The organism is Levilactobacillus spicheri DSM 15429, from assembly GCF_001435095.1.
In the GTDB taxonomy this organism is placed as follows: domain Bacteria; phylum Bacillota; class Bacilli; order Lactobacillales; family Lactobacillaceae; genus Levilactobacillus; species Levilactobacillus spicheri.
Genome location: NZ_AZFC01000003.1, coordinates 82,521 through 103,449, shown reverse-complemented (window position 1 = coordinate 103,449; position 20,929 = coordinate 82,521). Strand labels below are relative to the sequence as shown.

Annotated in this window: 21 protein-coding genes and 1 pseudogene; 4 read left to right on the top strand and 18 right to left on the bottom strand. The window is 57.8% G+C overall.

Translation table 11 applies throughout. The features are described 5' to 3' along the window. Positions 1-56: 56 nt before the first annotated feature. The 9 genes from FD37_RS01995 to hisS all read right to left on the bottom strand — a co-directional run bounded on the left by FD37_RS01995 (position 57) and on the right by hisS (position 9,859). Positions 57-995 (bottom strand): deoxyribonuclease IV, encoded by a 939-nt coding sequence (locus FD37_RS01995; RefSeq protein ID WP_056963075.1) that lies wholly within the window; start codon positions 993-995, stop codon positions 57-59. After that, positions 992-2,221 carry a CDP-glycerol glycerophosphotransferase family protein gene (locus tag FD37_RS01990; RefSeq protein WP_056963073.1) on the bottom strand — a complete coding sequence of 410 codons (1,230 nt, stop codon included), beginning with the start codon at positions 2,219-2,221 and terminating at the stop codon, positions 992-994. The genes FD37_RS01995 and FD37_RS01990 overlap by 4 nt, the downstream gene beginning before the upstream one ends. 20 nt (positions 2,222-2,241) lie before the next feature. Beyond that, on the bottom strand, positions 2,242-3,051 hold the full coding sequence (locus FD37_RS01985; RefSeq protein WP_056963071.1) for an ABC transporter permease: 810 nt from the start codon (positions 3,049-3,051) through the stop codon (positions 2,242-2,244). Between the two features lie 21 nt (positions 3,052-3,072). Next, entirely contained in the window at positions 3,073-4,245 is a 1,173-nt protein-coding gene (locus FD37_RS01980) for a CDP-glycerol glycerophosphotransferase family protein (protein WP_056963069.1), read from the bottom strand. 340 nt (positions 4,246-4,585) lie between these two features. Continuing rightward, entirely contained in the window at positions 4,586-4,783 is a 198-nt protein-coding gene (locus FD37_RS01975; RefSeq protein ID WP_045807879.1) for a hypothetical protein, read from the bottom strand. Between the two features lie 168 nt (positions 4,784-4,951). Further along, a complete protein-coding gene (locus FD37_RS01970) occupies positions 4,952-5,827 on the bottom strand; it encodes a YitT family protein (RefSeq protein ID WP_045807880.1) in 876 nt (291 codons plus the stop codon). 111 nt (positions 5,828-5,938) lie between these two features. Continuing rightward, positions 5,939-6,466, bottom strand: coding sequence for a peptide-methionine (S)-S-oxide reductase MsrA (msrA, locus tag FD37_RS01965; protein ID WP_056963163.1), 528 nt, complete (start codon positions 6,464-6,466; stop codon positions 5,939-5,941). 281 nt (positions 6,467-6,747) lie between these two features. Further along, positions 6,748-8,538, bottom strand: coding sequence for an aspartate--tRNA ligase (aspS, locus tag FD37_RS01960; protein ID WP_056963162.1), 1,791 nt, complete (start codon positions 8,536-8,538; stop codon positions 6,748-6,750). 25 nt (positions 8,539-8,563) lie between these two features. Beyond that, entirely contained in the window at positions 8,564-9,859 is a 1,296-nt protein-coding gene (hisS, locus tag FD37_RS01955; RefSeq protein ID WP_045807881.1) for a histidine--tRNA ligase, read from the bottom strand. Positions 9,860-10,218: 359 nt separating this feature from the next. Here hisS and FD37_RS01950 point away from each other — a divergent pair, with 359 nt between their 5' ends. After that, positions 10,219-11,070 (top strand): N-acetylmuramoyl-L-alanine amidase family protein, encoded by an 852-nt coding sequence (locus tag FD37_RS01950; protein WP_045807882.1) that lies wholly within the window; start codon positions 10,219-10,221, stop codon positions 11,068-11,070. Positions 11,071-11,149: 79 nt separating this feature from the next. Further along, the gene (locus FD37_RS01945; protein WP_186811282.1) at positions 11,150-12,004 is read left to right on the top strand and encodes a fructosamine kinase family protein; all 855 of its coding nucleotides are present in this window, start codon (positions 11,150-11,152) and stop codon (positions 12,002-12,004) included. 95 nt (positions 12,005-12,099) lie between these two features. On the opposite strand, the pseudogene FD37_RS01940 reads toward FD37_RS01945, so the two are convergent. From FD37_RS01940 to FD37_RS01905, 8 genes and pseudogenes are all read right to left on the bottom strand, one after another. Next, a pseudogene (locus tag FD37_RS01940) lies at positions 12,100-12,827 on the bottom strand (alpha/beta hydrolase). Between the two features lie 236 nt (positions 12,828-13,063). Further along, positions 13,064-13,711 (bottom strand): HAD-IA family hydrolase, encoded by a 648-nt coding sequence (locus FD37_RS01935; RefSeq protein ID WP_045807885.1) that lies wholly within the window; start codon positions 13,709-13,711, stop codon positions 13,064-13,066. 53 nt (positions 13,712-13,764) lie between these two features. Continuing rightward, on the bottom strand, positions 13,765-14,217 hold the full coding sequence (gene dtd / locus FD37_RS01930) for a D-aminoacyl-tRNA deacylase (RefSeq protein ID WP_045807886.1): 453 nt from the start codon (positions 14,215-14,217) through the stop codon (positions 13,765-13,767). Positions 14,218-14,229: 12 nt separating this feature from the next. Then, positions 14,230-16,458, bottom strand: coding sequence for a RelA/SpoT family protein (locus FD37_RS01925; RefSeq protein ID WP_056963159.1), 2,229 nt, complete (start codon positions 16,456-16,458; stop codon positions 14,230-14,232). A 17-nt stretch (positions 16,459-16,475) separates the two neighbouring features. Continuing rightward, on the bottom strand, positions 16,476-16,820 hold the full coding sequence (locus FD37_RS01920; RefSeq protein WP_045807887.1) for a hypothetical protein: 345 nt from the start codon (positions 16,818-16,820) through the stop codon (positions 16,476-16,478). Positions 16,821-16,898: 78 nt separating this feature from the next. After that, positions 16,899-17,642 (bottom strand): RsmE family RNA methyltransferase, encoded by a 744-nt coding sequence (locus FD37_RS01915; protein WP_056963065.1) that lies wholly within the window; start codon positions 17,640-17,642, stop codon positions 16,899-16,901. Between the two features lie 3 nt (positions 17,643-17,645). Then, complete coding sequence (prmA, locus tag FD37_RS01910) at positions 17,646-18,593, bottom strand: 50S ribosomal protein L11 methyltransferase (RefSeq protein WP_056963063.1); 948 nt, start codon at positions 18,591-18,593, stop codon at positions 17,646-17,648. A 96-nt stretch (positions 18,594-18,689) separates the two neighbouring features. Further along, entirely contained in the window at positions 18,690-19,007 is a 318-nt protein-coding gene (locus FD37_RS01905) for a hypothetical protein (RefSeq protein WP_052957239.1), read from the bottom strand. Between the two features lie 343 nt (positions 19,008-19,350). On the opposite strand from FD37_RS01905, the gene mscL reads away from it, so the two are divergent. Together mscL and FD37_RS01895 are read left to right on the top strand one after the other, a co-directional pair. Continuing rightward, the gene (gene mscL / locus FD37_RS01900; protein ID WP_045807892.1) at positions 19,351-19,731 is read left to right on the top strand and encodes a large-conductance mechanosensitive channel protein MscL; all 381 of its coding nucleotides are present in this window, start codon (positions 19,351-19,353) and stop codon (positions 19,729-19,731) included. 176 nt (positions 19,732-19,907) lie between these two features. After that, positions 19,908-20,273: a hypothetical protein gene (locus FD37_RS01895; RefSeq protein ID WP_045807893.1), complete on the top strand. Its 366-nt coding sequence runs from the start codon at positions 19,908-19,910 to the stop codon at positions 20,271-20,273. A 131-nt stretch (positions 20,274-20,404) separates the two neighbouring features. Here the strand turns inward: FD37_RS01895 and FD37_RS01890 are convergent, their stop codons facing one another. Continuing rightward, positions 20,405-20,731: a DMT family transporter gene (locus FD37_RS01890; RefSeq protein ID WP_056963061.1), complete on the bottom strand. Its 327-nt coding sequence runs from the start codon at positions 20,729-20,731 to the stop codon at positions 20,405-20,407. Between the last annotated feature and the right edge of the window lie 198 nt (positions 20,732-20,929).

Below are 20,929 nucleotides of genomic sequence, written 5' to 3'. Positions count from 1 at the left end.
GCTGACGTGGCCGTTTTTGGCGTATGCTGCTTTTTCACGAGCCTCGCTTGCCGCCGTTACCGGTGCAAGAAGGCGTCAAATGGTGCCCCGGCCAACGCATCCGCCTCCAGGTCGGGATTGAACTGCTGGGCGGTCAGCATGGCCACCTCGTACCCGTGGGGGTTGGCCCCGTGTTTTCGGTCGGGGCCGACCGCGGGTGTTTCCATGATCTTCGGGACCGCCGTCAGTTGGGGATGGTGCGCGATGGCGTTCAGCACGTCGAACCCTAACGTCCCGAACCCAATGTTCGTGTGGCGGTCCTTGTGGCTGCCCTGCGGATTCTTCGAATCGTTCAGGTGAATGACCTTCAGCCGGTCCACCCCGATCACGTGGTCGAACGTGTCTAGGACCCCGTCAAAGTCCGTGGCGATGGCGTACCCGGCATCACTGGTGTGACAGGTATCGAAGCACACGGACAGCCGTTCGTTGGCCGTCACCTGGTCGATAATGCTGGCCAGCTCCTCAAAGGTCCGGCCGACCTCCGTGCCCTTGCCCGCCATGGTCTCGAGGGCGATCTGCACCGGAACGTCGGCCGTCGCCGCCAGGATCTGATTCAGGCCCTGGGCGATCTGGGCAATGGCCGCCGGTGCACCGGCACCCACGTGAGCCCCGGGATGCAGCACGATTTGCTGGGCCCCGATGGCCGCGGCCCGGTGCACCTCTTCCGTCAAAAACTGCACGGCAAAGGCGAAGTTTTCCGGTTTTTTCGTGTTCCCCAAGTTGACTACGTAGGGCGCGTGGACCACCACGGCACGCTGCTGATGGGCCCGCATGTAGGCCTGACCCGCTTGTGCGTTGAGCGCCGCGATCGGTTTACGCCGGGTGTTCTGCGGCGCTCCCGTATACACCATGAAGACGTTCTCGTTGGCCGCCGCAGCCTCCTGCGCCGAGCCCAGTAACATGGCTTGCCCCTTCATGCTGACGTGGGAGCCAATCAAGAATTCCGTTGCTGTCATTTTCCTGCTTCCTTTCCCGTGATGATCAACTGCGCTACCTGCTGACTGGCCGTTCCCGTCTCCCACGCGCAGAAGCGCTGGTAAAAGGCGGCCTGTTGCTGCGCGTGGTCCGCGAACCCGTGGTCGGTCGTCCAGCGATCCAGTTGCCGATAAAAGGCCGGTGCCGTGGTCACCAGCGGTCCGGGCAGACTCTCCGCCGTATAGTCAAAGTAAAAGCCGCGCAGCTGGTCGCGATAGTGGGCCAGATCGTACGCAAAGAACAATTGGGGCCGCTTGAGGTTGGCGTAGTCAAACATGACCGAGGAGTAGTCCGTGATCAAGAGGTCCGAGATTAGGTAAAGCTCCGCGATGTCGGCCTCCGCCAGGACACTGACCCGGTCCTCGTAGCCCCGAATATCGACCGCGTCCTTGACCAGGTAGTGGGGCCGGATGATCAGGTGAGTCCCGCTCGGCACGTGCCGGAAGAATTCCCCTAGGTCAAACGGCAGGTCGAAGCGGTAGACCCCCTGCTGAATCGCGGTATCGTCCCGCCAAGTCGGCGCGTAGGTCACGATGGGCCCCTGGGCCTGAGGGAGCAGGCGGTGCCGCAGGGCTTGAATCTGAGGGGCTGTATCGGCCGTGTAGAGCACGTCATTGCGCGGATAGCCGATCGATAGGAAGGTCCCCCGGTAGCCAAACGCCCGCTTGAAGATGTCTTGTGAGTACTGGTTAGGGGCAATCAGGTAGTCCCACCGGTTGGCCGCCGTCACAAAGTCGGCGTGGTACTGGGCCGTGGTGCGCCCCGGAATCGCCACGTTTTGAATGTCGGTCCCCAGCTTCTTCAGGGGCGTGCCGTGCCAGGTCTGAATCGTGGTGGTGCGCCGGTTGGCGTGCCACCAATTTGGCAAGCGGGAATTTAAGACCCAGTACTCCGCTCTGGCCATCAGGTAGACCCATTTGGGCGTGAAGCGCTTGATCAGGCGAATCTCCGGGTACTTGGCGTGTAACGCCGCGTATTCGCGGGGCTTGACACTGAAGTACGCCGTTTGCGCGTACCGTGGCTCCGCGTGGACCAGTGCCCGGTAAATGGCGGCCGGATTGTCATTGACATCCTTGCCGTTAAAACTTTCAAACATCACTAATCGCTTTTTTGTCGGTAAACAAATAAGCCCATCGTTCAGCACGATGAGCCCATAGCGAGCAACTAGCTTCAATGATTGGATAACGCTGTGTAACCCGTTAGCCATGCGTGGTTGCCCCTTTCTAACTAGATTAAGTCGACGAAGCGTGACCGGAACTTGTAGTGCAGGTGTGACCCCAAGAGGAGTACGAAGAACACGAAGGCCCAGAACTCTAACGTCAAGAGTGGGTGTTGCCAGAACCAGCCGGTCCCCAAGAAGGACTCCCGGAACCCGTTGACAATGTAATAGTACGGGTTCAGTTCTAGTAAATGAACGAACGGTGCCGGGAACGACGTGGTCACGAAGTTAAACAGCACGCCGGACACGTAGAACAGCATCCGCATCACGGATTGGAGCAAGATGTGGTAGTCGCGGACCAGCACACTGATACAGGAATTGAAGACCCCTAGGGCCACCATCAACATGATCATGGCGAAGAAGTAGTACAACCACTGGAACCACGCGACCTTCGGGTAAACACCGTTCAACAGGCCGATAAAGATGGAAAAGACCATCATGGTCCAGAAGGAACTCAGGTTGCTAACGACCTTGATTGTTGGCAACGCGGAGACCGGGAACTTCATCTTGGCCACCATGTTGACCCGCTGGTAGATACTCTTCGAGGCGTCCAGGGTCGCCCGGTTCATGAAGAACCACGGTGAAATCCCGATCACCATCCAGGGCAGATAACTGACCCCGTTTAACGGTTGACCATGTTTTAAGCCAACACCGAAAACTAACCAGTAGATTCCGATTTGAATCAAGGGATACAGGTACTCCCACATCAAACCTAAATAATGGCTCTGGTAACTTGCTTGATCCTCGTAACGGGAAATCCGAAAGATAATCCCCAAACTCGAGATCTGTTCTTTAAATAAGGCCATGACCTCTTTCAAGGCACTGCACTCCTTTAATTTTTAATCGTCCGCCGAACGCGTCGGGGCCACTAAGCCCACGTAACGTTCAACGACCCGGTCGGTGGCTTGGCCGTCATTGGCCGCGTTCCACCGATGATTGAACTGGGTCAGATCCGTCTTCCGGTCGGCCACGATGGCCGCCGCCAGCTCTTGGCTATTCCGCAAGGCCGGACTGGGTAACCAATCCAAGAGGTCCGCTTGAACCCCGGGGTTGTGCGTGTAACTGGGTAAATCAAACAGGTAAAACAATAGGCTGTGTGCGTTGGGCAAGAGGCTGTAGTCAAACGCCACCGAGGAGTAGTCCGTCACCAGCGTCTCGGCCACCGTCAGCAGCTCCCCGGTACTCAGCGTCTCCGCCACGACGACCTGCCGGCCCAATTGCCGTTGCAGGTCCGTGGCGGCCGCCGCCAAGACCGGGTGAAGCTTCACGACCACCCGGGCCGTCGGGTCAGCCGTTAAGGCCGCCGCCAGCCCGGCCGGCGGCGTAAACGTGACCCCCTCCCGGTAAGTGGGCGCGTAGAGAATGACCCGGTGCCCGGACAATTCCGGTGCCACCTGGTAGACCCGTTGCCGGGTCCGCTCGATCCACTGATCATCGCGTAACCGGTCGGACCGGGGATACCCCAGCAGCTGCATCCGCGTCGTGGGGACCCGGTAACTGCGGTGAAAGACCGCCCCCATCGCCGGTGCGCCGACCACGTACTCGTCGAAGTGATCGTACACCGCCTGGAACCGCCGTTGATCACTCGCCGAACGGTCCTGTGTCGTGGGGTCCTCCCAGCCGAACCGCTTAATGGCCCCGGCTGCGTGCCAGAGTTGCACGATTGTCAGGTTCTTCGGGTGGTACAGGCCCCCGAGAAACGCGTAGTAGTTGTCGCAAAACACCACCCGAGCCCGCATGATGACGGGAATTCCCGTCACCACGAACTTCAGCCCGTCTCGAAACGGTCGGACCGTGATACCCGCCGCGGCGAGGCGCCGGGCGGCCGCGGCCTGCGTGGGACGGTAAAAGACCAGCAGCTCCCGGCCCTCCGGTAATGCCTGGTCAAGTGAGCGGATCAGGGGCAGATTGTCCCCAAAGCTCATCAGGTAAACCACGTTACGTCGCCGTTGGGCCCCCGTCAAATGAGACATCACCCGCACTAACCACAAGTAAAATTCTTTCACGTTCATCACCAATATATCCTAGTTTTTGCGGCCCATAACATTGGAAATTATACCACATCTGCCCCGGGAACCTAGTCCTTTTTAGGAAGCTTTAACATTCCGCACGTAAAAAGCGGGACGCACCGGTCTTTTCACCCGGTGCTCCCACTCAAAAAGGCCATCCCTGGTTAGTGAGGATGGCCTAATGTCTTCTGGACAACTTTAGGGTACCAGTTTGGCAGCCCCACCACAAGAATCCCACCGGAGTAGTGACGGAATCTTTAAAAACTTGTCGCCAAGTTGTCACATTGCTTTATGCATAATATTCATAAAATATACAAGTGAATCCGTGAAAGGGTTTTCGTGATTAGTACATCATTTTGTTGAACCATTGACCGTAGAGTTCCCGGTTTTCATAGTCCAGCATCCCCGTATCCTTAGCCTGGGCAACGATCCGATCGGTTGCCTTGTCCTGTGGGGTCGCCCCCATCATCCGGTACTGTAAGGCGTCTAACATGGACTCCGAGTCAATTCCCGTAACGGTTTCATTCCAATTTTTATTCATAATAATTGCCCCTTTTTATCTATTTATACAATGTAGTTAGATTCTAAAACATTCCATCAAAAAAAGCAACGCCTAATTTGATTCGGCATTGCTTTTTGACCGTTCTAGACCGATTGGTTGGTCAAGTCACTAAAAAAACGGCCCCGGGGACACCCGGAACCGTTCACGTCACCACTTCGGTTCGTAGAAGTGGCCTAAGACTTTGACCGTGTCGGAAATGCTGACGAAGGCCTTCGGATCGGCCTCTTCCATCGCCACCTCCAACGCATCCATTTCGTAACGCGTAATGACGGTAAACAGGATCGTCTTTTCATCGTGGTGGTAGGCCCCTTCGGCCCCGTGCACGATGGTGATCCCCCGCCGCATGTGATTTTGAATACTGTCGATCACCGTTTTGGGACGACTGGTGATCACCATAACCTGCATCCGCTGCTGGCGGGTAAAGGTCATGTCGATCACCTTGGCGTTCACGAACAACCCCAGCGCGGAGTAAAAGGCGTAGGGCCACCCGTACACGAACCCGGCACTGATGACGATCAGACTGTTGAACGCCATGTTGATCGACCCCATGCTGCGGCCCGTCTTCCGCCGTACCACGATGCCGATGATGTCCAGCCCCCCGGTCGAAATGCTGTTTTTCAGGGCGAATCCGGTCCCGTACCCGTTGACCGCACCCCCGAAGATCGCACAGATGATTGGATCGGTCGTCAGGTGAACGGGTTGGATGACCCGAATCATCGTCGACGCGAACACGACACAGATGAACGTAAAGACGGTAAATGACTTACCAATTTGTTTCCAGGCCAGTACGAACAGCGGCACGTTGATCAGGAACAACCCCAGCGCCGTGGTGATCTGAAACGGCGCATAGCGTCCCGTCAACGTATCGATCAGTTGGGCCAACCCGGTGGCCCCGGACGAATAGATGTGTCCGGGCGTCCAGAAGAAGTTCACCGCAATCGAAACCAAAACGCCGTAGAAAAAGGCAACGGAAAACTTTGCCGTATAGGTATGCCGTTTGAAAAGCTGCTGCACATCGTCCATGATTTAAAAACCGACCTCACTTATTCCCTTTATCAACTACACTATCATGCCCGCTAAGTATAGCATTTATCGGCCCCTACGGCCACGCTTAACCCCATCTTTTAGCGAGTTCTAATGGTTCTTCCAATGCTGGTCGATAAAGGCGGCCCGGCCGCCGGCTTCCTCTTGCGCCATTCGTTCGGGATGTTTCTTATAAAACTGTTGGTGCCGGGCTTCCGCCGGATAAAACGGCTGCACGACCTGAATTTTGGTCACGATGGGTTGGTCGAACTGCTCCCGTTCCTGTAAGGCGCGTTTGGACGCCGCCGCGATACGCTGTTGTTCGGCACTGTTCACGAAGATCACCGGCCGGTAGTTATCGCCGCGGTCCTGGAATTGGCCGGCCGCGTCGGTCGGGTCGGTCTGCTGCCAGTACAATTCCACCAAGTCGGCATAGCTCACCTTGTCCGGATCGAACCAGATCTTGATGGCCTCGGTGTGTCCCGTGGTGTGGGCCTTGACCTGTTCGTAGGTGGGATTGGCGACCGTGCCGCCCGTGTACCCGGACAAGACCTTGTGAATCCCGGGGTGTTCCTCGAAGGGCTGGACCATACACCAGAAGCACCCACCGGCAAACGTTGCTGTTTCAAGACGACTCATAAACATCCCCAACTTTCTCTGCTAAATTATTTCTCATTAAAGGCCTTTTCCGGCGATTCGTCAAGGCCACGGCTAACCCGCACCGTGCTCTTGGCCAACAAAAAAGAGCCTGAGAATTGCTCAGGCTCTTTTCGGTTCTTCGAATAGCTGGTGTGAAAACGGGCTCCAAGAGGCAGCTGGTTCCGCTTAACCCCAGCAGGCAAATCATCCAAGTTCGGGATTATCCCGCCTGCCGTCGTGACGGTTCGCCAGCTAACCGCCTTTAGGCCCATTCATTTCAATTACTTGTCTGAATCGCCGTCCGCATCGGTAATGGCCAGGTCGAGGTCGTCCAGTTGCTTTTGGGCAACGGTACTTGGGGCCTGGGTCATCGGTTCGGTCGCCTTCGAGTTCTTCGGGAAGGCGATCACGTCACGGATGTTGTCGCGCTTAGCCAGCAAGCGGGCAAACCGGTCCAACCCGATGGCCAGACCACCGTGAGGCGGGAACCCGTAATCTAACGCCTTCAGGAGGAAGCCAAATTGCTTCTCGGCCCGTTCCGGCGTAAAGCCTAAGGCCTTCAGCATCTTCATCTGAAGCTCCCGGGTGTGAATCCGGATGGACCCGCCCCCTAATTCCAACCCGTTCAGGATGATGTCGTAACTCTGAGCGTAGGCCTTGTGCGGGTCTTCGCCATCGTTCAGGTAGTGGGCATCGCCCTCCTTCGGCATGGTGAACGGGTGGTGCGCTGGAACCCACCGCTTCAGGTCCACGTCGTAGTCAAACAGTGGCCAGTTGACGATCCAAAGGAACGCCCACTTGTTCTCGTCGATCATACCTTGGTTCTTGGCAATGTCGACCCGCAGGTACGCCAGCGTTTGGGCCACGACCCGCTTGGAGTCGGCCGCGAAGAGCAGCAGGTCGCCGCTCTTGGCACCGGTGGCCGTCGTGATCTGCTCGAAGGAATCGGCGTCCTTGAAGAACTTCGCGATGGGGCCGCTGAAGCCGTCGTCGGTGACCTTCATCCAGGCCAAGCCCTTCGCACCGAAACGTTCGATGTATTGGGCGTACTTGTCGATATCCTTCCGGCTGTACAGGTCCGCACCACCAGGAACGGCGATGGCCTTGACTTGGCCGCCGTCCTTAACGGCGTTCGCGAAGACCTTGAAGTCGCTGTCTTGCATGATGGCCGACAGGTCCTTCAATTCCATGCCGAACCGCACGTCTGGTTGGTCGGTCCCGAACCGCGCCATCGATTCGTCCCAGTCCATCCGCTTGAACGGCAGGGTGACGTCGACGTTTAAGGTGTCCTTCATGACCTTGGCGATCAAGCCTTCGGTGATGTCTTGGATCTCTTCGGCCGTTAAGAAGGACGTTTCCAAGTCGATCTGGGTGAATTCCGGTTGCCGGTCGCCCCGCAAGTCTTCGTCCCGGAAGCACCGGGCGATTTGGTAGTACCGGTCGAAGCCGGCACCCATCAATAACTGCTTAAACAGTTGCGGTGATTGCGGTAAGGCGTAGAAGTGGCCGTGGTAGATCCGGGAAGGTACCAGGTAGTCCCGGGCCCCTTCTGGCGTGGACTTAGTCAGGTCCGGCGTTTCGATGTCCACGAAGCCGTTGTTGTCAAAGTAGCTGTGTACGGACTGGATGATCCGGTTCCGCAGCATGATGCCCTGTTGCATCTCGGGCCGCCGTAAGTCCAGGTAGCGGTACTGTAACCGCAGATCGTCCGAGGCGTTGATGCCGTCCTTGATGTCAAACGGTGGCGTCTTAGCCTTGTTCAAGAGGTTGATGCCCATGACTTGGACTTCGACCTTCCCCGTCCGCATGTCCGGATTGATTTCCTTGCCGACCCGGGCAACGACCTTCCCTTGGATCTCGATGACGTATTCGCTCCGCAGCGTTTCCGCCACGGCAAAGGCATCTTGGTCAAACTTTTCGCTAAAGACCAATTGGACCAGGCCTTCCCGGTCCCGCAGGTCAACGAAGATTAAGCCCCCCAGGTTCCGGCGCTTTTGCACCCAACCCTTGAGAACAACGGTCTGGTCGAGGTATTGCTCGTCGACAAGACCGGCGTACGTGGTCCGTTTCAAATTCTTTTCCATTGATTTTCCCCTCTTATTCTGCCGTGAATCCTTGATCCACAACCTTTTGGAAATCTTGGTAAATGTCGGCTAACGGCACACTGATCTCTTCACCAGTGGCCATGGCCTTCAAGTTCGCCGTTTGGTTGGCCAGTTCCTGGTCACCGATGGTCAAGGTGTACTTGGCCGCCAACCGGTTGGCCGTCTTGAACTGCGCCTTGGGCTTCCGGCCGAGGTAATCTCGGTCGGCGGTCAGACCCGCCTGCCGAATGGCCTGCACCAGCTTGAGCGTCTCGAGCGACGTGTCGTCGCCGATACCCACGATGTAGACGTCCAGCGGGTGTTCATCGGGCACGGGCACCTTTTCGGCCTGCATCAACAGAACCAACCGTTCCACGCCCATTCCGAAGCCGACACCGGGCATCTCGGGACCGCCCAGTTCTGCGACCAGGCCGTTGTAGCGGCCCCCCGCCAGCACGGTGGTGTAGCCCTCACCCAACGCGGGTGAATCGGCCATGATCTCGAAGATGGTGTGGTTGTAGTAGTCCAACCCCCGCACCATGGTGGCGTCCACGTCGTAGTCGATGCCCAAGGCATCCAGGCTCGCCTTGACCTTGGCGAAGTGTTCCGTGGCGTCGGGCGTCAAGAAGTCCAGGATCGATGGCGCATCGGCCACAATCTCCTGGTCGTGCTTGTCCTTGCTGTCGAGGACCCGCAGCGGGTTCTTGTGCAGCCGGACCTTCGAGTCATCACTGAGTTCGTCGAAGTGCGGTTCCAGAAAGTCGATCAGCGCTTGCCGGTAAGCGGCCCGGGTCTCTTGGTCCCCCAAGGTGTTGAGGGCCAGGCGCAGGTGCTTCAACCCCAGCTTGGTGAGGAGGTTCATCCCCAGCGCAATGACTTCTACGTCCAATTCGGGCGCGTCACTGCCGAAGGCTTCCACCCCGATCTGGTGAAATTCCCGTTGCCGCCCGGATTGGGGCCGTTCGTAACGGAACATCGGCCCCATGTAGTAGACCTTGTAGGGCTTGGTCGTCTCGGGACCGTAAAGCTTGTTCTCGACGAACGCCCGGACCACACCGGCCGTGCCTTCTGGCCGCAGGGATAGGTGCCGGTCCCCCTTATCCTTGAAGTCGTACATTTCCTTGGTGACGATGTCCGAGGTATCCCCCGACGTACGGGAGAAGACTTCGAAGTTTTCAAACATGGGCGTCCGGATCTCATCGAACCGGTAACGGGCAAACAGTTGCCGCGCCGTGGCCTCGACGAACTGCCAGGTCTCAGAATCGCCTGGTAAGATGTCCGCCGTGCCCTTTGGTCGTTGGTAACGCATATGCATTCTTCCTTTCTCAGCGCTGCGCTAAATAAAAAACGCCCCTGTCAATTGACAAGGGCGCAGGTATGCACGGTACCACCTTTTTATTTTCTCAGCAGGATAACGTTGCAAACGAATGACAGAAACTGTCATTAGCCTCGAAAGTGTCTTCAAAAGTCGTTCGTTAGTTGCTTTCAGCCACGCAACCTCTCTGTAAACGATTGACCCTTTACTGGTCTTCCTCATGGGCTTCTATTTTATTCTTCTTAAGAATACTGAAAGCCAGCTTAAAAGTCAAGGCAGCCGCTAACAACTTCCACGGTTCGTTCCCCGCCCCGTGGTATAATTGACCTAATTTGTTGAAGGAGAAACCCAACATGCACTTTAAACCTAAGAATTGGGTGGGACTGGTCACCAGTCTCATCATTTTACTCGTGGCGGGCGGACTACTGATGGCCTTCGTCCGCAACAACGCCGTCACCGCCACCGTCAGCAATCTGAACCTCCGGCGGGGCCCCGGCCTGACCTACGGGGTGACCAGCAAGGTCGCCAAGAATAGCCGCCTGACCATCATCGGCGAGAAGGACAATTGGTACCACGTCCGCGACAGCCAGAACCACTTCGGCTGGGTCGCCAGTTGGTTAGTTGATCATCCGGGCAATCTCAAGCAGGCCACCACCTTATCCGAGGCGACCATCGTCTTGGATCCGGGCCACGGGGGCAGCGACTCCGGCGCCTTATCCATCGACCAGAAACACGACGAGAAGACCTATACGCTGGAACTCGCCCAACGCGTAGCCAAGTTGTTGCGGGCCAAGGGGGCACACGTCATCATGACCCGGAGTTCGGACACCTCGGTCAGTCTGGCCGACCGCCCGGCCCTGGCCAACACCAACCAAGCCAACGCGTTTATCAGCTTTCACTTCGATTCGTCACCGACCGATAACCTGGCCTCGGGGACCACGACCTACTACTACCACCGCAAGTCCTCCTACGCGTTGGCCGAGGCCATCAATCGTGAAATGGACGACCTGCCGCTGACCAACCGGGGCATCCGCTTCGGCAACTTCGAGGTCATCCGGGACAACAGCCGCCCGTCCCTCCTACTTGAAATGGGCTACATCAACACCAAAAAGGACTTCAGCGACATCCGCAGCGCCCATTACCAACAGACCGTGGCCAATAACGTCGTGCAGGGCCTGAGCCGCTACTTCGCAGCCCAGAACTAACCTGCCTGACACGGGAATAGTTTTCGTCAGCAGGTGCCCGCTGCCGTGGATCTCCTCATTTTAGAAAGAAGCGATGATTTTGTCTTTATCTGCAAACTGGCTTTCACAACTGCCCTTACCCGGGGTGACGACCGCCACTCCTGTCAGCGGGGGCGACATCAATCAGGCCTTTCGGCTGACCACGGCCGAGGGCCCCGCCTTTTTACTGGTCCAGCCCCAGACCCCCGCGAGCTTTTACGCCCACGAGGTCGCCGGGCTCCAGGCACTTAGTCAAGCGGTCAACACGCCCACGGTCCTGGGGACCGGCGAGATCGACGGGGACGCCTACCTGCTCCTCGAGTTTCTCGAAACCGGTCGGGGCAGCCAGTACGACCTGGGGCAGGCCGTGGCCCGGGTTCACCGGGTGACCGCTCCACAGTTCGGATTCGACCAGGACAACCGCGTGGCCAAACTGCCCAAAAATAACCAGTGGCAGACGGATTGGACGACCTTCTACCTTGAACAACGGCTCGACCCGCTGGTGAAGCGCGCTTTGGCCCACCACCTTTGGAACTCTCAGCGTGAGGCCGCCTACCAACGGGTCCGGCAGGCCATCGTGGCCGAAAACCGGGGCCGCAAAATCGTGCCCTCGTTGCTGCACGGGGACCTCTGGGCCGGCAACTACCTGTTCACGACCGACGGGACCCCCACGCTGATCGACCCCGACACCCTGTACGGGGACCGGGAGTTCGATCTGGCTATGACCACCATCTTCGGCGGCTTCGACGGGGACTTCTACAAGGGCTACCAAGCGGCCTATCCCCTGGAATCGGGCTACGCCGATCGGTTGCCCCACTACCAGCTCTACTACCTGCTAGCGCACCTGAACCTCTTCGGTGAAACCTACGGCCCCGCCGTCGATGCCACGCTCGAACGGGGCTTGCCGCACTCATGATCACAATCTATTAAATCACCCACTAAAACGACCTGAGCGCCGCCAAATCACTATTGGTTTGGCGGCGCTCAGGTCGTTTTAGATTTATAAAGCCCTTATTTTTGCCATAAGAAGTGAATCAACAGGCGGTTGACCTGCGCGTTGTCGTGCAGCTTGCTGTGCTGGGCGTTTGGCCCCACGATGCGTCGTTCCTGATACGACCGTGCCCGTCCAGCCACCAGGTAGCGCAGCGATTTCGACGACGCGTTGCTGACCCGTCCGAATGAGTCCCGTTATTCAGGTCCCCGTAGATGTTCAGTACGCGCGCCTGTCGCGGATACCGTTGCCGTAACGCCAACAGTTGCTGGTAATCGCGATCCAGCTTGGTCGGCTTACCCGCCGCCGTGAGGGTCATGCGGTTGGGGCGGTCGTTGATCCCCAGGATGCCGTTAAAGTGTCCGGCGATGTCGACCTGCCGTTGCAGCTGCGGTAAATGGGTGTTCCGCGCATTCTTCAGCAGGTAGAAGACCATCGCCATGTTCCCCATCGAATGGCCCACCATATTGAAGCGGGTAATGTGATAGGTCTGCTGCAACCCCGTGATCACGTTTTTGGCCCAGCCAGCCGTGACCTGGTAATCCCCCTCGCGGTTGGCCGTGAACTGTACCGCCACGATGGGGTGCTCATCCCCGGCCTTAAACCGGCCCCGCCAACTGACGTGACCGTCCTTCGCCACCGTGGCGTGAACCACGGTCTGGGTGACCCCGGCCCGTTGCGCGGCTCGAATCATGGGCATCTCGGCGTTCGCACTGCTACCGTACCCGTGAAAGAACAGCGTGGGCACGTATTTGGCCCCATCCAGCTTCGACGAGCTGGCCTGGGGCCCCGTCCCGCGGGCCGCACAGCCCCCTAAGAGCAAAACCAATAACAGGCTGATCTCCAGCCAGACTTGACGCGTTCGCAATCGTCGTAACATCGTCCCCGTCACTCCCCAATCATTTGTTGGGGTCTAGTATACGCCGGGGCCACCGGAGTGTCACGGCGGACCCTTCAGCACCCATCAGTTCGCTGCGAGCCCCGCTAATCGGTTGCCAGCAGCCACGCCTTTAGCTCGGCCATCTGAGTCACCCGCACCTCGGGTTGGCTTTCGTCGACGATCAGGTGTTCCGGGTCAAAGAGTGCCCCGGCCATCCCCGCGCGGTGGCCCGCCTGCACGTCCAAGTTGCGGTCACCGATCATGATGGCCGTCGCCGGCTCAACCGCGTAGCGTTGCATCAGCGCTCGCAGGCTGGTCGGGTCGGGCTTACGCGGGTAGTCGTCGGCGGCCGTGACCGCTCCGCTGAAGAACCCGCTGAGGCCCAGCGCGGATAACCGGTCCAGGGCCCCGTTATCCCGGTGCGTGAGGACAAAGTTCCGCCCGCCCTGGTCTTGGACCGTCCGCAAGAGCGCCCCCACCCCGGCAAACGGGGCCGCCGTCGTTAACTGCGGGGCCGCGTGGTGCCGATACAGCTGCTGCAAGCGGCCCCGGTCCACACTGAATTCGGCCGCGAACCGCTGCAGGGCGGTGCCCAAGCTGTGTTGGCGCATGGCCTGGTAGATGGCCAGGTCGTCGATCTCAAAGTCGTTGACGCCCGTGTCCTCTAAGGCCTGGTGGAAGGCCGTGACCATCCCCGGGTAGGTATTGACCAGCGTCCCGTCGAAGTCCCAAAAAAGTTGTTGATACCGCATTAAGTTGTCCTCCTAAAAAAACGGCCAGTCGTTGTCAACTGGTCGTTCATGGTTTATTTTTGTAAGTCGTCCGTGTCGAACCAGATGGTGACCGGACCATCGTTGACCAAGGCCACCTGCATGTCCGCCCCGAAGACTCCCGTGGCCACCGGAATCCCCGTGGCCGCCAGCTTCTGGTTCAGCTCATGGTACAGCTTCTCCGCGTGGGCGGGGTCGCCCGCACCCACGAAGCTGGGCCGGTTGCCCTTCTTCACGTTGGCGTACAGCGTGAACTGGGAGACCGACAGGATGCTCCCCTGGACGTCCTGGACGCTCAGGTTCATCTTTCCCGCCGCGTCGCTGAAGACCCGCAGGTGGCTGATCTTGTGGACCAGGTAGTCGACCTGCTCACTGGTGTCGCTGTCTTCGGCCCCGACTAGTAGCAAAAAGCCCTGGTCGATCTGCCCGTGGACCTGATCCTCGATGGTCACGCTGGCCTGTTTGACCCGTTGTAATAGAATGCGCATCGTATCCTCCTACTAATGGAACGGGCGCTTAACCACGTAAACGTCCGGAATATTCTTGATGTTGTCGACGATCCGTTGGAGTTCCCAGCGGTTGCGGATCCCCAAGCTGACCGAGATAATGACCATCTTGTTGTGGTCCACCTTCCCGTTGATCGAGGTCAGGTCCTTCGTCGAGTTGTTGATCGTCCGGAGCACGTCGTTGAGCAACCCGTTGCGGTTGTATCCCTGGACCTCGATGTCGGCGTTGTAGTTGGTCCGATCCCCGTGCTCGTCACCCCAGCGAACGGAGACGATCCGCTCACCGTTCTCCTCGGCGTGACGCACGTTGGGGCAATCGGTCCGGTGCACGGAAACGCCCCGGCCCTTGGTGATGTACCCCACGATATTGTCCCCCGGAACCGGTGAACAGCAGTGACTCAACCGAATCAGCAAATTATCGACACCCTCGATGACCACGCCATCGGGCTGCTTCTTGCGATCCTTCTTGTCCGCCTCGCCGTCACTTTTGATGGTCTGGTGGTCCTCCAGCAGTTCCTTTTCCTCCTGCCGGCGCCGTTCATCCTCGGCCGCCTGCCGGACGTCCTCGGTCAGCCGGTTGACCACGCCGCGGGGTTGTAAATCGCCAAACCCAATGGCCGCCATCAAATCGTCGGTCTGTTGGTAGTGCATCTTCGCCGTGACCTTGTCCAAGTTCTCCTTGGTCAGGATGGCCCTCGGTTCGTATCCCAGGTCCCGGATCATGCGCTCGATTTGTTCTTCCCCCTGATCGATGTTTTGTTCCCGATCACGTTGCCGGAAGAACTGTTTGATCTTGTTGCGGGCCCGCCGCGTCGAGACCAGCTTCAGCCAGTCCCGGCTCGGCCCGGCCGAGCTGCTCGACGTACGGATGTCCACGATGTCCCCATTTTTGATTTCGTAGTTCAACGGGACGATCTTACCGTTGATCGTGGCCCCGGTAGTGTGGTGCCCGACCTCCGTATGAATGGCGTAGGCCATGTCCAGCGGGCCGGCGCCCTTCGGCAACTCCAGCACGTCGCCCTTGGGGGTAAACGCGTAGACGTGGTCGCCAAAGAGTTCGCCCTTGACGCTATCCATGAAGTCCGCCGCGTCATCGGTATCTTCTTGCAACTCGATGATGTGCTTAAACAGGTTCAGTTTGTCCCCCGTATTGGTGGCCTGAACCTTGTCCTTGACCCCTTCCTTGTAAGCCCAGTGGGCCGCGACCCCGTATTCAGCCACGGCGTGCATTTCCTTGGTCCGAATCTGGACTTCCAGCGGCTTACCCTCGGGACCAATCACCGTGGTGTGCAGGGACTGGTACATGTTGGCCTTGGACATCGCGATGTAGTCCTTGAACCGCCCGGGCATCGGCTTCCAACGGGAGTGAATGGCGCCTAATACGGCGTAACAGTCCTTAATGGTGTCCACGATGACCCGGATGGCCAAGAGGTCGTAGATTTGGCTAAATTGCTTATGTTGGTCCTTCATCTTCCGGTAGACCGAGTAGATGTGCTTCGGCCGGCCGTAGATCTCCGGCTGCAGGTGCAGGTCGGCGATCGAGGTCTGAATGTCCTTGATGGCCGCCGCGATGTACTGTTCCCGTTGGTCCCGCCGTGAGTTCATCAGGTGAACGATCCGGTAGTACTGTTGCGGATTCAGGTACCGTAACGAGATGTCTTCCAACTCCCACTTAATGGTACTGATCCCCAACCGGTCGGCCAACGGTGCGTAGATTTCCAAGGTTTCGTTGGCGATGCGCCGTTGCTTATCCGGCCGCAGGTGCTGCAGGGTCCGCATGTTGTGCAGACGGTCGGCCAGCTTCACGATCATGACCCGGATATCCTTCGACATGGCCAGCAGCAGCTTCCGGTGGTTCTCCGCCAGCTGCTCTCTGTTCGACTTGTACTTGATCTTCCCGAGCTTGGTGACGCCGTCCACGATGAGCGCGACGTCGTCTCCAAAGAGTTCCCGGACGTCACTCAGGGTCACCCCGGTATCCTCCACGATATCGTGCAAAAAACCGGCCGAGACGGTCTCGGGGTCCATGTTCAGGTCGGCCAAGATGCCGGCGACCTGAATCGGGTGCATAATGTAGGGTTGGCCGGATTGACGGAACTGGTCCTTGTGCGCAACCGTTGCAAAATGACAGGCTTTGACCACCATCTCAACGTGTTCCGCGTTCATGTATTTTCCTACTCTGGCAATTACTTCTTCAGCCGTCCAGACACGTTCTTTGGTCATATCGGCCGTCACCACCCTTAGTTTTTAATTTCAGATTGACCCGTTTCTGGCGTGCTGAGGCCCGCCGTGAGGTACGCCACGCACAGATAAACGACGGCAAAGGCCCACGTGTATTGCGGCCAAGCCAGCATCGCACCGATCAAGAACCACACCGGCCAGATCAGCAGCCACCAGCGCGGTTGATGCTTTTGCACGATCAACCGCCCCGTGGCGATGGCGATGCCGCCGTTGATCAGGATCAGCAGGCCGCCGAACCGGAGTACGGCGCTAAGTTCCAGCGCTTTCATCAGTAGTGGCACCACGACCCCCATCACGATGCCCACGACCCAATAGGGCCAACCTATTTTTTTGAACAGATTCATTCTACCCCCACCTAACTCTCTTCAATAATTGCAATCATTTTAGCATGTTTTCCAGCCGATTTCATCCTATCAGCCGGATTACCGCAATTCCCACAGGACCGAGGCGGCCGTCAAAAAGTACAGGGGCGCGGTCTCGGTTCGCAGAATGCGGGGACCCAGTCCGACCAGCGTTGCCCCGGCCGCTTGTGCCGTGGCGACCTCAGCCGGGCTGATCCCGCCCTCGGGGCCAAAGATGGCCAGGACGCTGTCTTGCGGTGCGACCGCCTGCAGGCTTGCCTTGAGGGCGCTGTGCTCCCCCTGCTTGGCGGATTCCTCGTAAGCCATCACGCGGTGGGCGTACGGGGTCGCCAGCACGGCCTTTAAGGTCGGTGCGTAGGTCACCGTAGGCCGGCGCAACCGGTGCGACTGTTCGGCCGCGCCGTGGGCCACCTTGGTCAACCGGGCAACCTTCTTGGCGACCTTGTTGGGCTGCCACTTGGCCACCGACCAGTCGGCCCCGAAGAAGACGATGTGGGTCACGCCCAGCTCGGTGGCCTTCTGGGTGATCCACTCGGCCTTCTCCTGCTTGGGCAACCCACAGGCGATGGTCACGGCGGCCGGTAGTTCGACCGCGGGCGTTGGCACCGCCGTCAGGGCCACGGTCGCGGCGGTCGCATCGGCCGTCAGCAGCTCGCCGTAAAAGAGGTGCGCCGTGGCGTCCACGAACTCGGCCACGTCACCCACCTGGGCCCGTAAGACCGTGACCCAGTGATGGGTCGTGGCCGCCGAAAGGGTCACGTGGTCCCCCGTTTGTTGCGGTGTTTCGAGAAAGTACCGTTGCATTGGTTAGTCGTCCTCCGTTGGCTTGTGGGCGATGACGCCCCGCCAGTCCTTCATTTGCAACACGTTGTCGATGATGAAGCCCTGCTTTTGCTGGGCGGCGACGACCTCATCCAGCTTGTCGGCAATGATCCCCGACGTGAGGAAGTGGCCCCCCGCCGGCAGGTTCTCCCAGGCCTGCGGAATCAACGGCAGGATGATCTCCGCTAAAATGTTGGCCACGATCAGGTCCACCGGTTCGTGGATTCCAGTCAACAGGTTATTGGGCTTGGCGACCACGTCGGCCGCCACGGGATTCAGGGCCAGGTTGGTCTTGGCCGAGCGCACGGCCACCTCGTCGAGGTCAAAAGCCGTGATGCGGTCCACGCCTAAGTACTTGGCGGCGATGCTCAGGACCCCGGAACCGGTCCCCACGTCGTACATGCTTTCCCCGCCCCGCACCACCATTTCAAGGGCGGTCAAGGACAGCTGGGTGGTCGGGTGCGTCCCCGTCCCGAACGCCATTCCCGGGTCCAGGCGAATCACGTGCTCGTTTTTCTGAACCGGCTGATAGGCTTCCCAGCTAGGCGTCACCGTCAGGTAGCGGGTGATGCGCACCGGATGGTAGTACTTCTGCCAGGCGGTCGCCCAGCTCTCGTCGGCCACGGCCTGAGTCGTCACCTCGGCGGGCGCTGGGTCGAGCCCGAACTTCGCTAGGTCCTGGACCCGTTGCCTGATGGTCGGCAGGATCTCCGGCACGAAGACCGTCTCGGGATAGTAGGCGCTGACTTCGGCGCCGGTCGTCCGGTGCGGAATGTCCGTCAGGTCCAAGATCTCGTCGGGTCTGGCCTGCAGGTGTTGGTAGTCGGCGGCATCGTCGATCTTGACGCCGCTGGCCCCGGCCTCCTGTAGGATGTTGCTGACGGCCTCGACCGCCTCATTGGTCGTAATCACGCTCACTTCTGTCCATTGCATGGTTGATTTCCTCCTTATATAAAACGAAAAAGAGCCAGCGACAACGAAACTTGTCACCGGCTCACCATTAGCCCTTTAATCATGAAACAACCGGCCTTAGGCTTTCTCAGCATCGGTCGGGTGATCATCGTGGCGTTTTTCCCGTTGGGCCAAGTGGGTTTCAAGATAATCCAACATGTCCGCTTCATTCTGGAAAACTCGGGGATGCTTTTGCTTGTGCAGTCGCAAATCAATCTCGTTGATTCGCTGACGGCCCGTCCACGTATGACCATAACGAATGATTACCCGATTATTGAGCGAATCATGACCGAACTTAAAGACGTAGACGCTCTCGGGCGCCATCAATGGGCGAATATACGACTTTTCATAACGGTAGTTATGTTGCCGTAAAAATTGTTTGGTTCGACTCAGCATGGTAATCACCTCCTATTTATCAGACAACTGTCCCAGTTCGCAACGATTTCCTGGCACAACAATCGTCTCAACGTTTCTGAATATATCAAGTCACCATAATAGATGATTTTCACCCTGATTGCAAGCAAAACGTTTAGCAACGGGCGTTGACCGTTTCAACCGGTGAAAGGACCGTTGAAACCCCTGGTAACTATGAAACCACTTACAATTATACCATAACTTGTTGCTAATTTCGGGACCGCTTCCGGAATCAAGATTAAAATAATTATTTTTTTGCGTTTCGGTTGCATTTTCCCCCGAAAACCCTAAGAATTAGGGGTAACTACGTTAGGGAGGTACCGGGATGTTAAGAGAATTTAAGGAGTTTATCGCACGGGGCAATGTTATGGACCTGGCCGTTGGGGTCATCGTCGGGGCGGCCTTTACGGCCATCGTGAACTCGTTGGTCACCAACCTGATCAACCCACTGCTGGGGATCTTCGTGGGGAGTATCGACTTTTCCAACCTGGTTCTGACGGTCGGTAAGGCCCACTTCCGCTACGGGGCGTTCATCAATTCGGTCATCAATTTCCTGATCATCGCCTTCGTGGTCTTCCTGTTGGTGAAGTTTTTGAACCGGCTGCTGCCCAAGCCAGCGGAAGAACCGGCAGAAGACGAGCCCTCTAATGAAGAGAAGTACCTGAAGGAAATCGTCACGCTGTTAAAGCAAGACCAGTCGAAGTAACCCACGGGCTGAGTGCACGAGCACCCCAGCCTTTTTTCGTGTCCGACCGCCCCGCCCCAAGAATCCTGCGTCGGCGGCCACGATTCATGCTATACTAAAGCTCGTACTGTTTCGTGTCGGGGCCACGGCTCAGCCGACACAGGGTTCATCATTTCTCTCAAAGCGGGGTAAGCATTATGAAAGACGAAGAGACAACTTTCACCGAGACCGACTGGCAACGTGCCCAAACGGCCGTGTTTAACGAATACGATCGGCTCATCAAGCAACTACACGTGGAGGGGGTCGATTACACGATTCTCCAGGCGCGCCGGATCGTCATCTACCAGGATCTGGTCGAGGAGTGGAAGCACTCCCTTACCACGCTCATGACCGACCTCTCGGACAACGCCATGGCCGAGACCGTCTTTGAAGACCTGGCCGCCGACGGACAGAGCCATATTCTGGCCCGGTGTGCCAAGAAGATGGAGGAATGGCCCGACTACATCCCATCCCCCCTAACCATCTGGCTCGAGCTCGAAGAAGACGCCGAACGGGAAGGTTAACCTATCAAAAAACGGGCACCATCCATTCGCAGCCCAAAACAGGAAGGAAATTCTCGCTAAAACTGAGAATTTCCTTCCTGTTTTTTTATGAGCCGTGTTCTATTTCCACGCTTTGAGGCGCGTGGTCAGGCCTAATGACCACCCGCACCGTACAGGTTCAGGACCAGGCTACCCACGAGAATCAAGAAGATCCCACAAACGCTCGCAAAATTGAGCGGCGCGTGCATAAAAAGCACCGCGACCGCCGTGGTCAACACGATCCCGATGCCGCCCCACAACGCGTAAGCGACACTCATGTTCACCGTCCGCAAGGTCAACGACAAAAAGTAAAAACAGATCGTATACGCGATCAGCGAGGTCATTGTTGGGTCTAGCCGGGTAAACCCATTCGACGCCTTCAGCATGGTCGTACCCACCAACTCCGTGATAATCGACACTGATAAATAAACGTACCCCATAAGCCGCCTCCGCCGGAACTCACCCATTGTTCGGGGATTCCCCGAATGCCGGCTGGTTCCTTCACATAATCTGCCACCATTATAGCACGGAAACGGTTGACAGATTGAACGACCCTTCCCAATTTTCTCTCAAAAGAATGCCGAAAAAGCCTTTGTCACGGGGCGGTAGGCTATGCTATGATAATTCTGATAGAAAAA

Coding starts and splice junctions, on each gene's coding strand:
- FD37_RS01935 (WP_045807885.1), bottom strand. CDS start 13,711: ATGCGGTATCAACAACTTTTTTGGGACTTCGACGGGACGCTGGTCAAT.
- FD37_RS01980 (WP_056963069.1), bottom strand. CDS start 4,245: ATGAACGTGAAAGAATTTTACTTGTGGTTAGTGCGGGTGATGTCTCAT.
- FD37_RS01920 (WP_045807887.1), bottom strand. CDS start 16,820: ATGAATCTGTTCAAAAAAATAGGTTGGCCCTATTGGGTCGTGGGCATC.
- mscL (WP_045807892.1), top strand. CDS start 19,351: ATGTTAAGAGAATTTAAGGAGTTTATCGCACGGGGCAATGTTATGGAC.
- FD37_RS01990 (WP_056963073.1), bottom strand. CDS start 2,221: ATGGCTAACGGGTTACACAGCGTTATCCAATCATTGAAGCTAGTTGCT.
- FD37_RS01950 (WP_045807882.1), top strand. CDS start 10,219: ATGCACTTTAAACCTAAGAATTGGGTGGGACTGGTCACCAGTCTCATC.
- hisS (WP_045807881.1), bottom strand. CDS start 9,859: ATGCGTTACCAACGACCAAAGGGCACGGCGGACATCTTACCAGGCGAT.
- FD37_RS01975 (WP_045807879.1), bottom strand. CDS start 4,783: ATGAATAAAAATTGGAATGAAACCGTTACGGGAATTGACTCGGAGTCC.
- prmA (WP_056963063.1), bottom strand. CDS start 18,593: ATGCAATGGACAGAAGTGAGCGTGATTACGACCAATGAGGCGGTCGAG.
- FD37_RS01970 (WP_045807880.1), bottom strand. CDS start 5,827: ATGGACGATGTGCAGCAGCTTTTCAAACGGCATACCTATACGGCAAAG.
- msrA (WP_056963163.1), bottom strand. CDS start 6,466: ATGAGTCGTCTTGAAACAGCAACGTTTGCCGGTGGGTGCTTCTGGTGT.
- dtd (WP_045807886.1), bottom strand. CDS start 14,217: ATGCGCATTCTATTACAACGGGTCAAACAGGCCAGCGTGACCATCGAG.
- FD37_RS01915 (WP_056963065.1), bottom strand. CDS start 17,642: ATGCAACGGTACTTTCTCGAAACACCGCAACAAACGGGGGACCACGTG.
- FD37_RS01925 (WP_056963159.1), bottom strand. CDS start 16,458: ATGACCAAAGAACGTGTCTGGACGGCTGAAGAAGTAATTGCCAGAGTA.
- FD37_RS01905 (WP_052957239.1), bottom strand. CDS start 19,007: ATGCTGAGTCGAACCAAACAATTTTTACGGCAACATAACTACCGTTAT.
- FD37_RS01890 (WP_056963061.1), bottom strand. CDS start 20,731: ATGGGGTACGTTTATTTATCAGTGTCGATTATCACGGAGTTGGTGGGT.
- FD37_RS01895 (WP_045807893.1), top strand. CDS start 19,908: ATGAAAGACGAAGAGACAACTTTCACCGAGACCGACTGGCAACGTGCC.
- FD37_RS01995 (WP_056963075.1), bottom strand. CDS start 995: ATGACAGCAACGGAATTCTTGATTGGCTCCCACGTCAGCATGAAGGGG.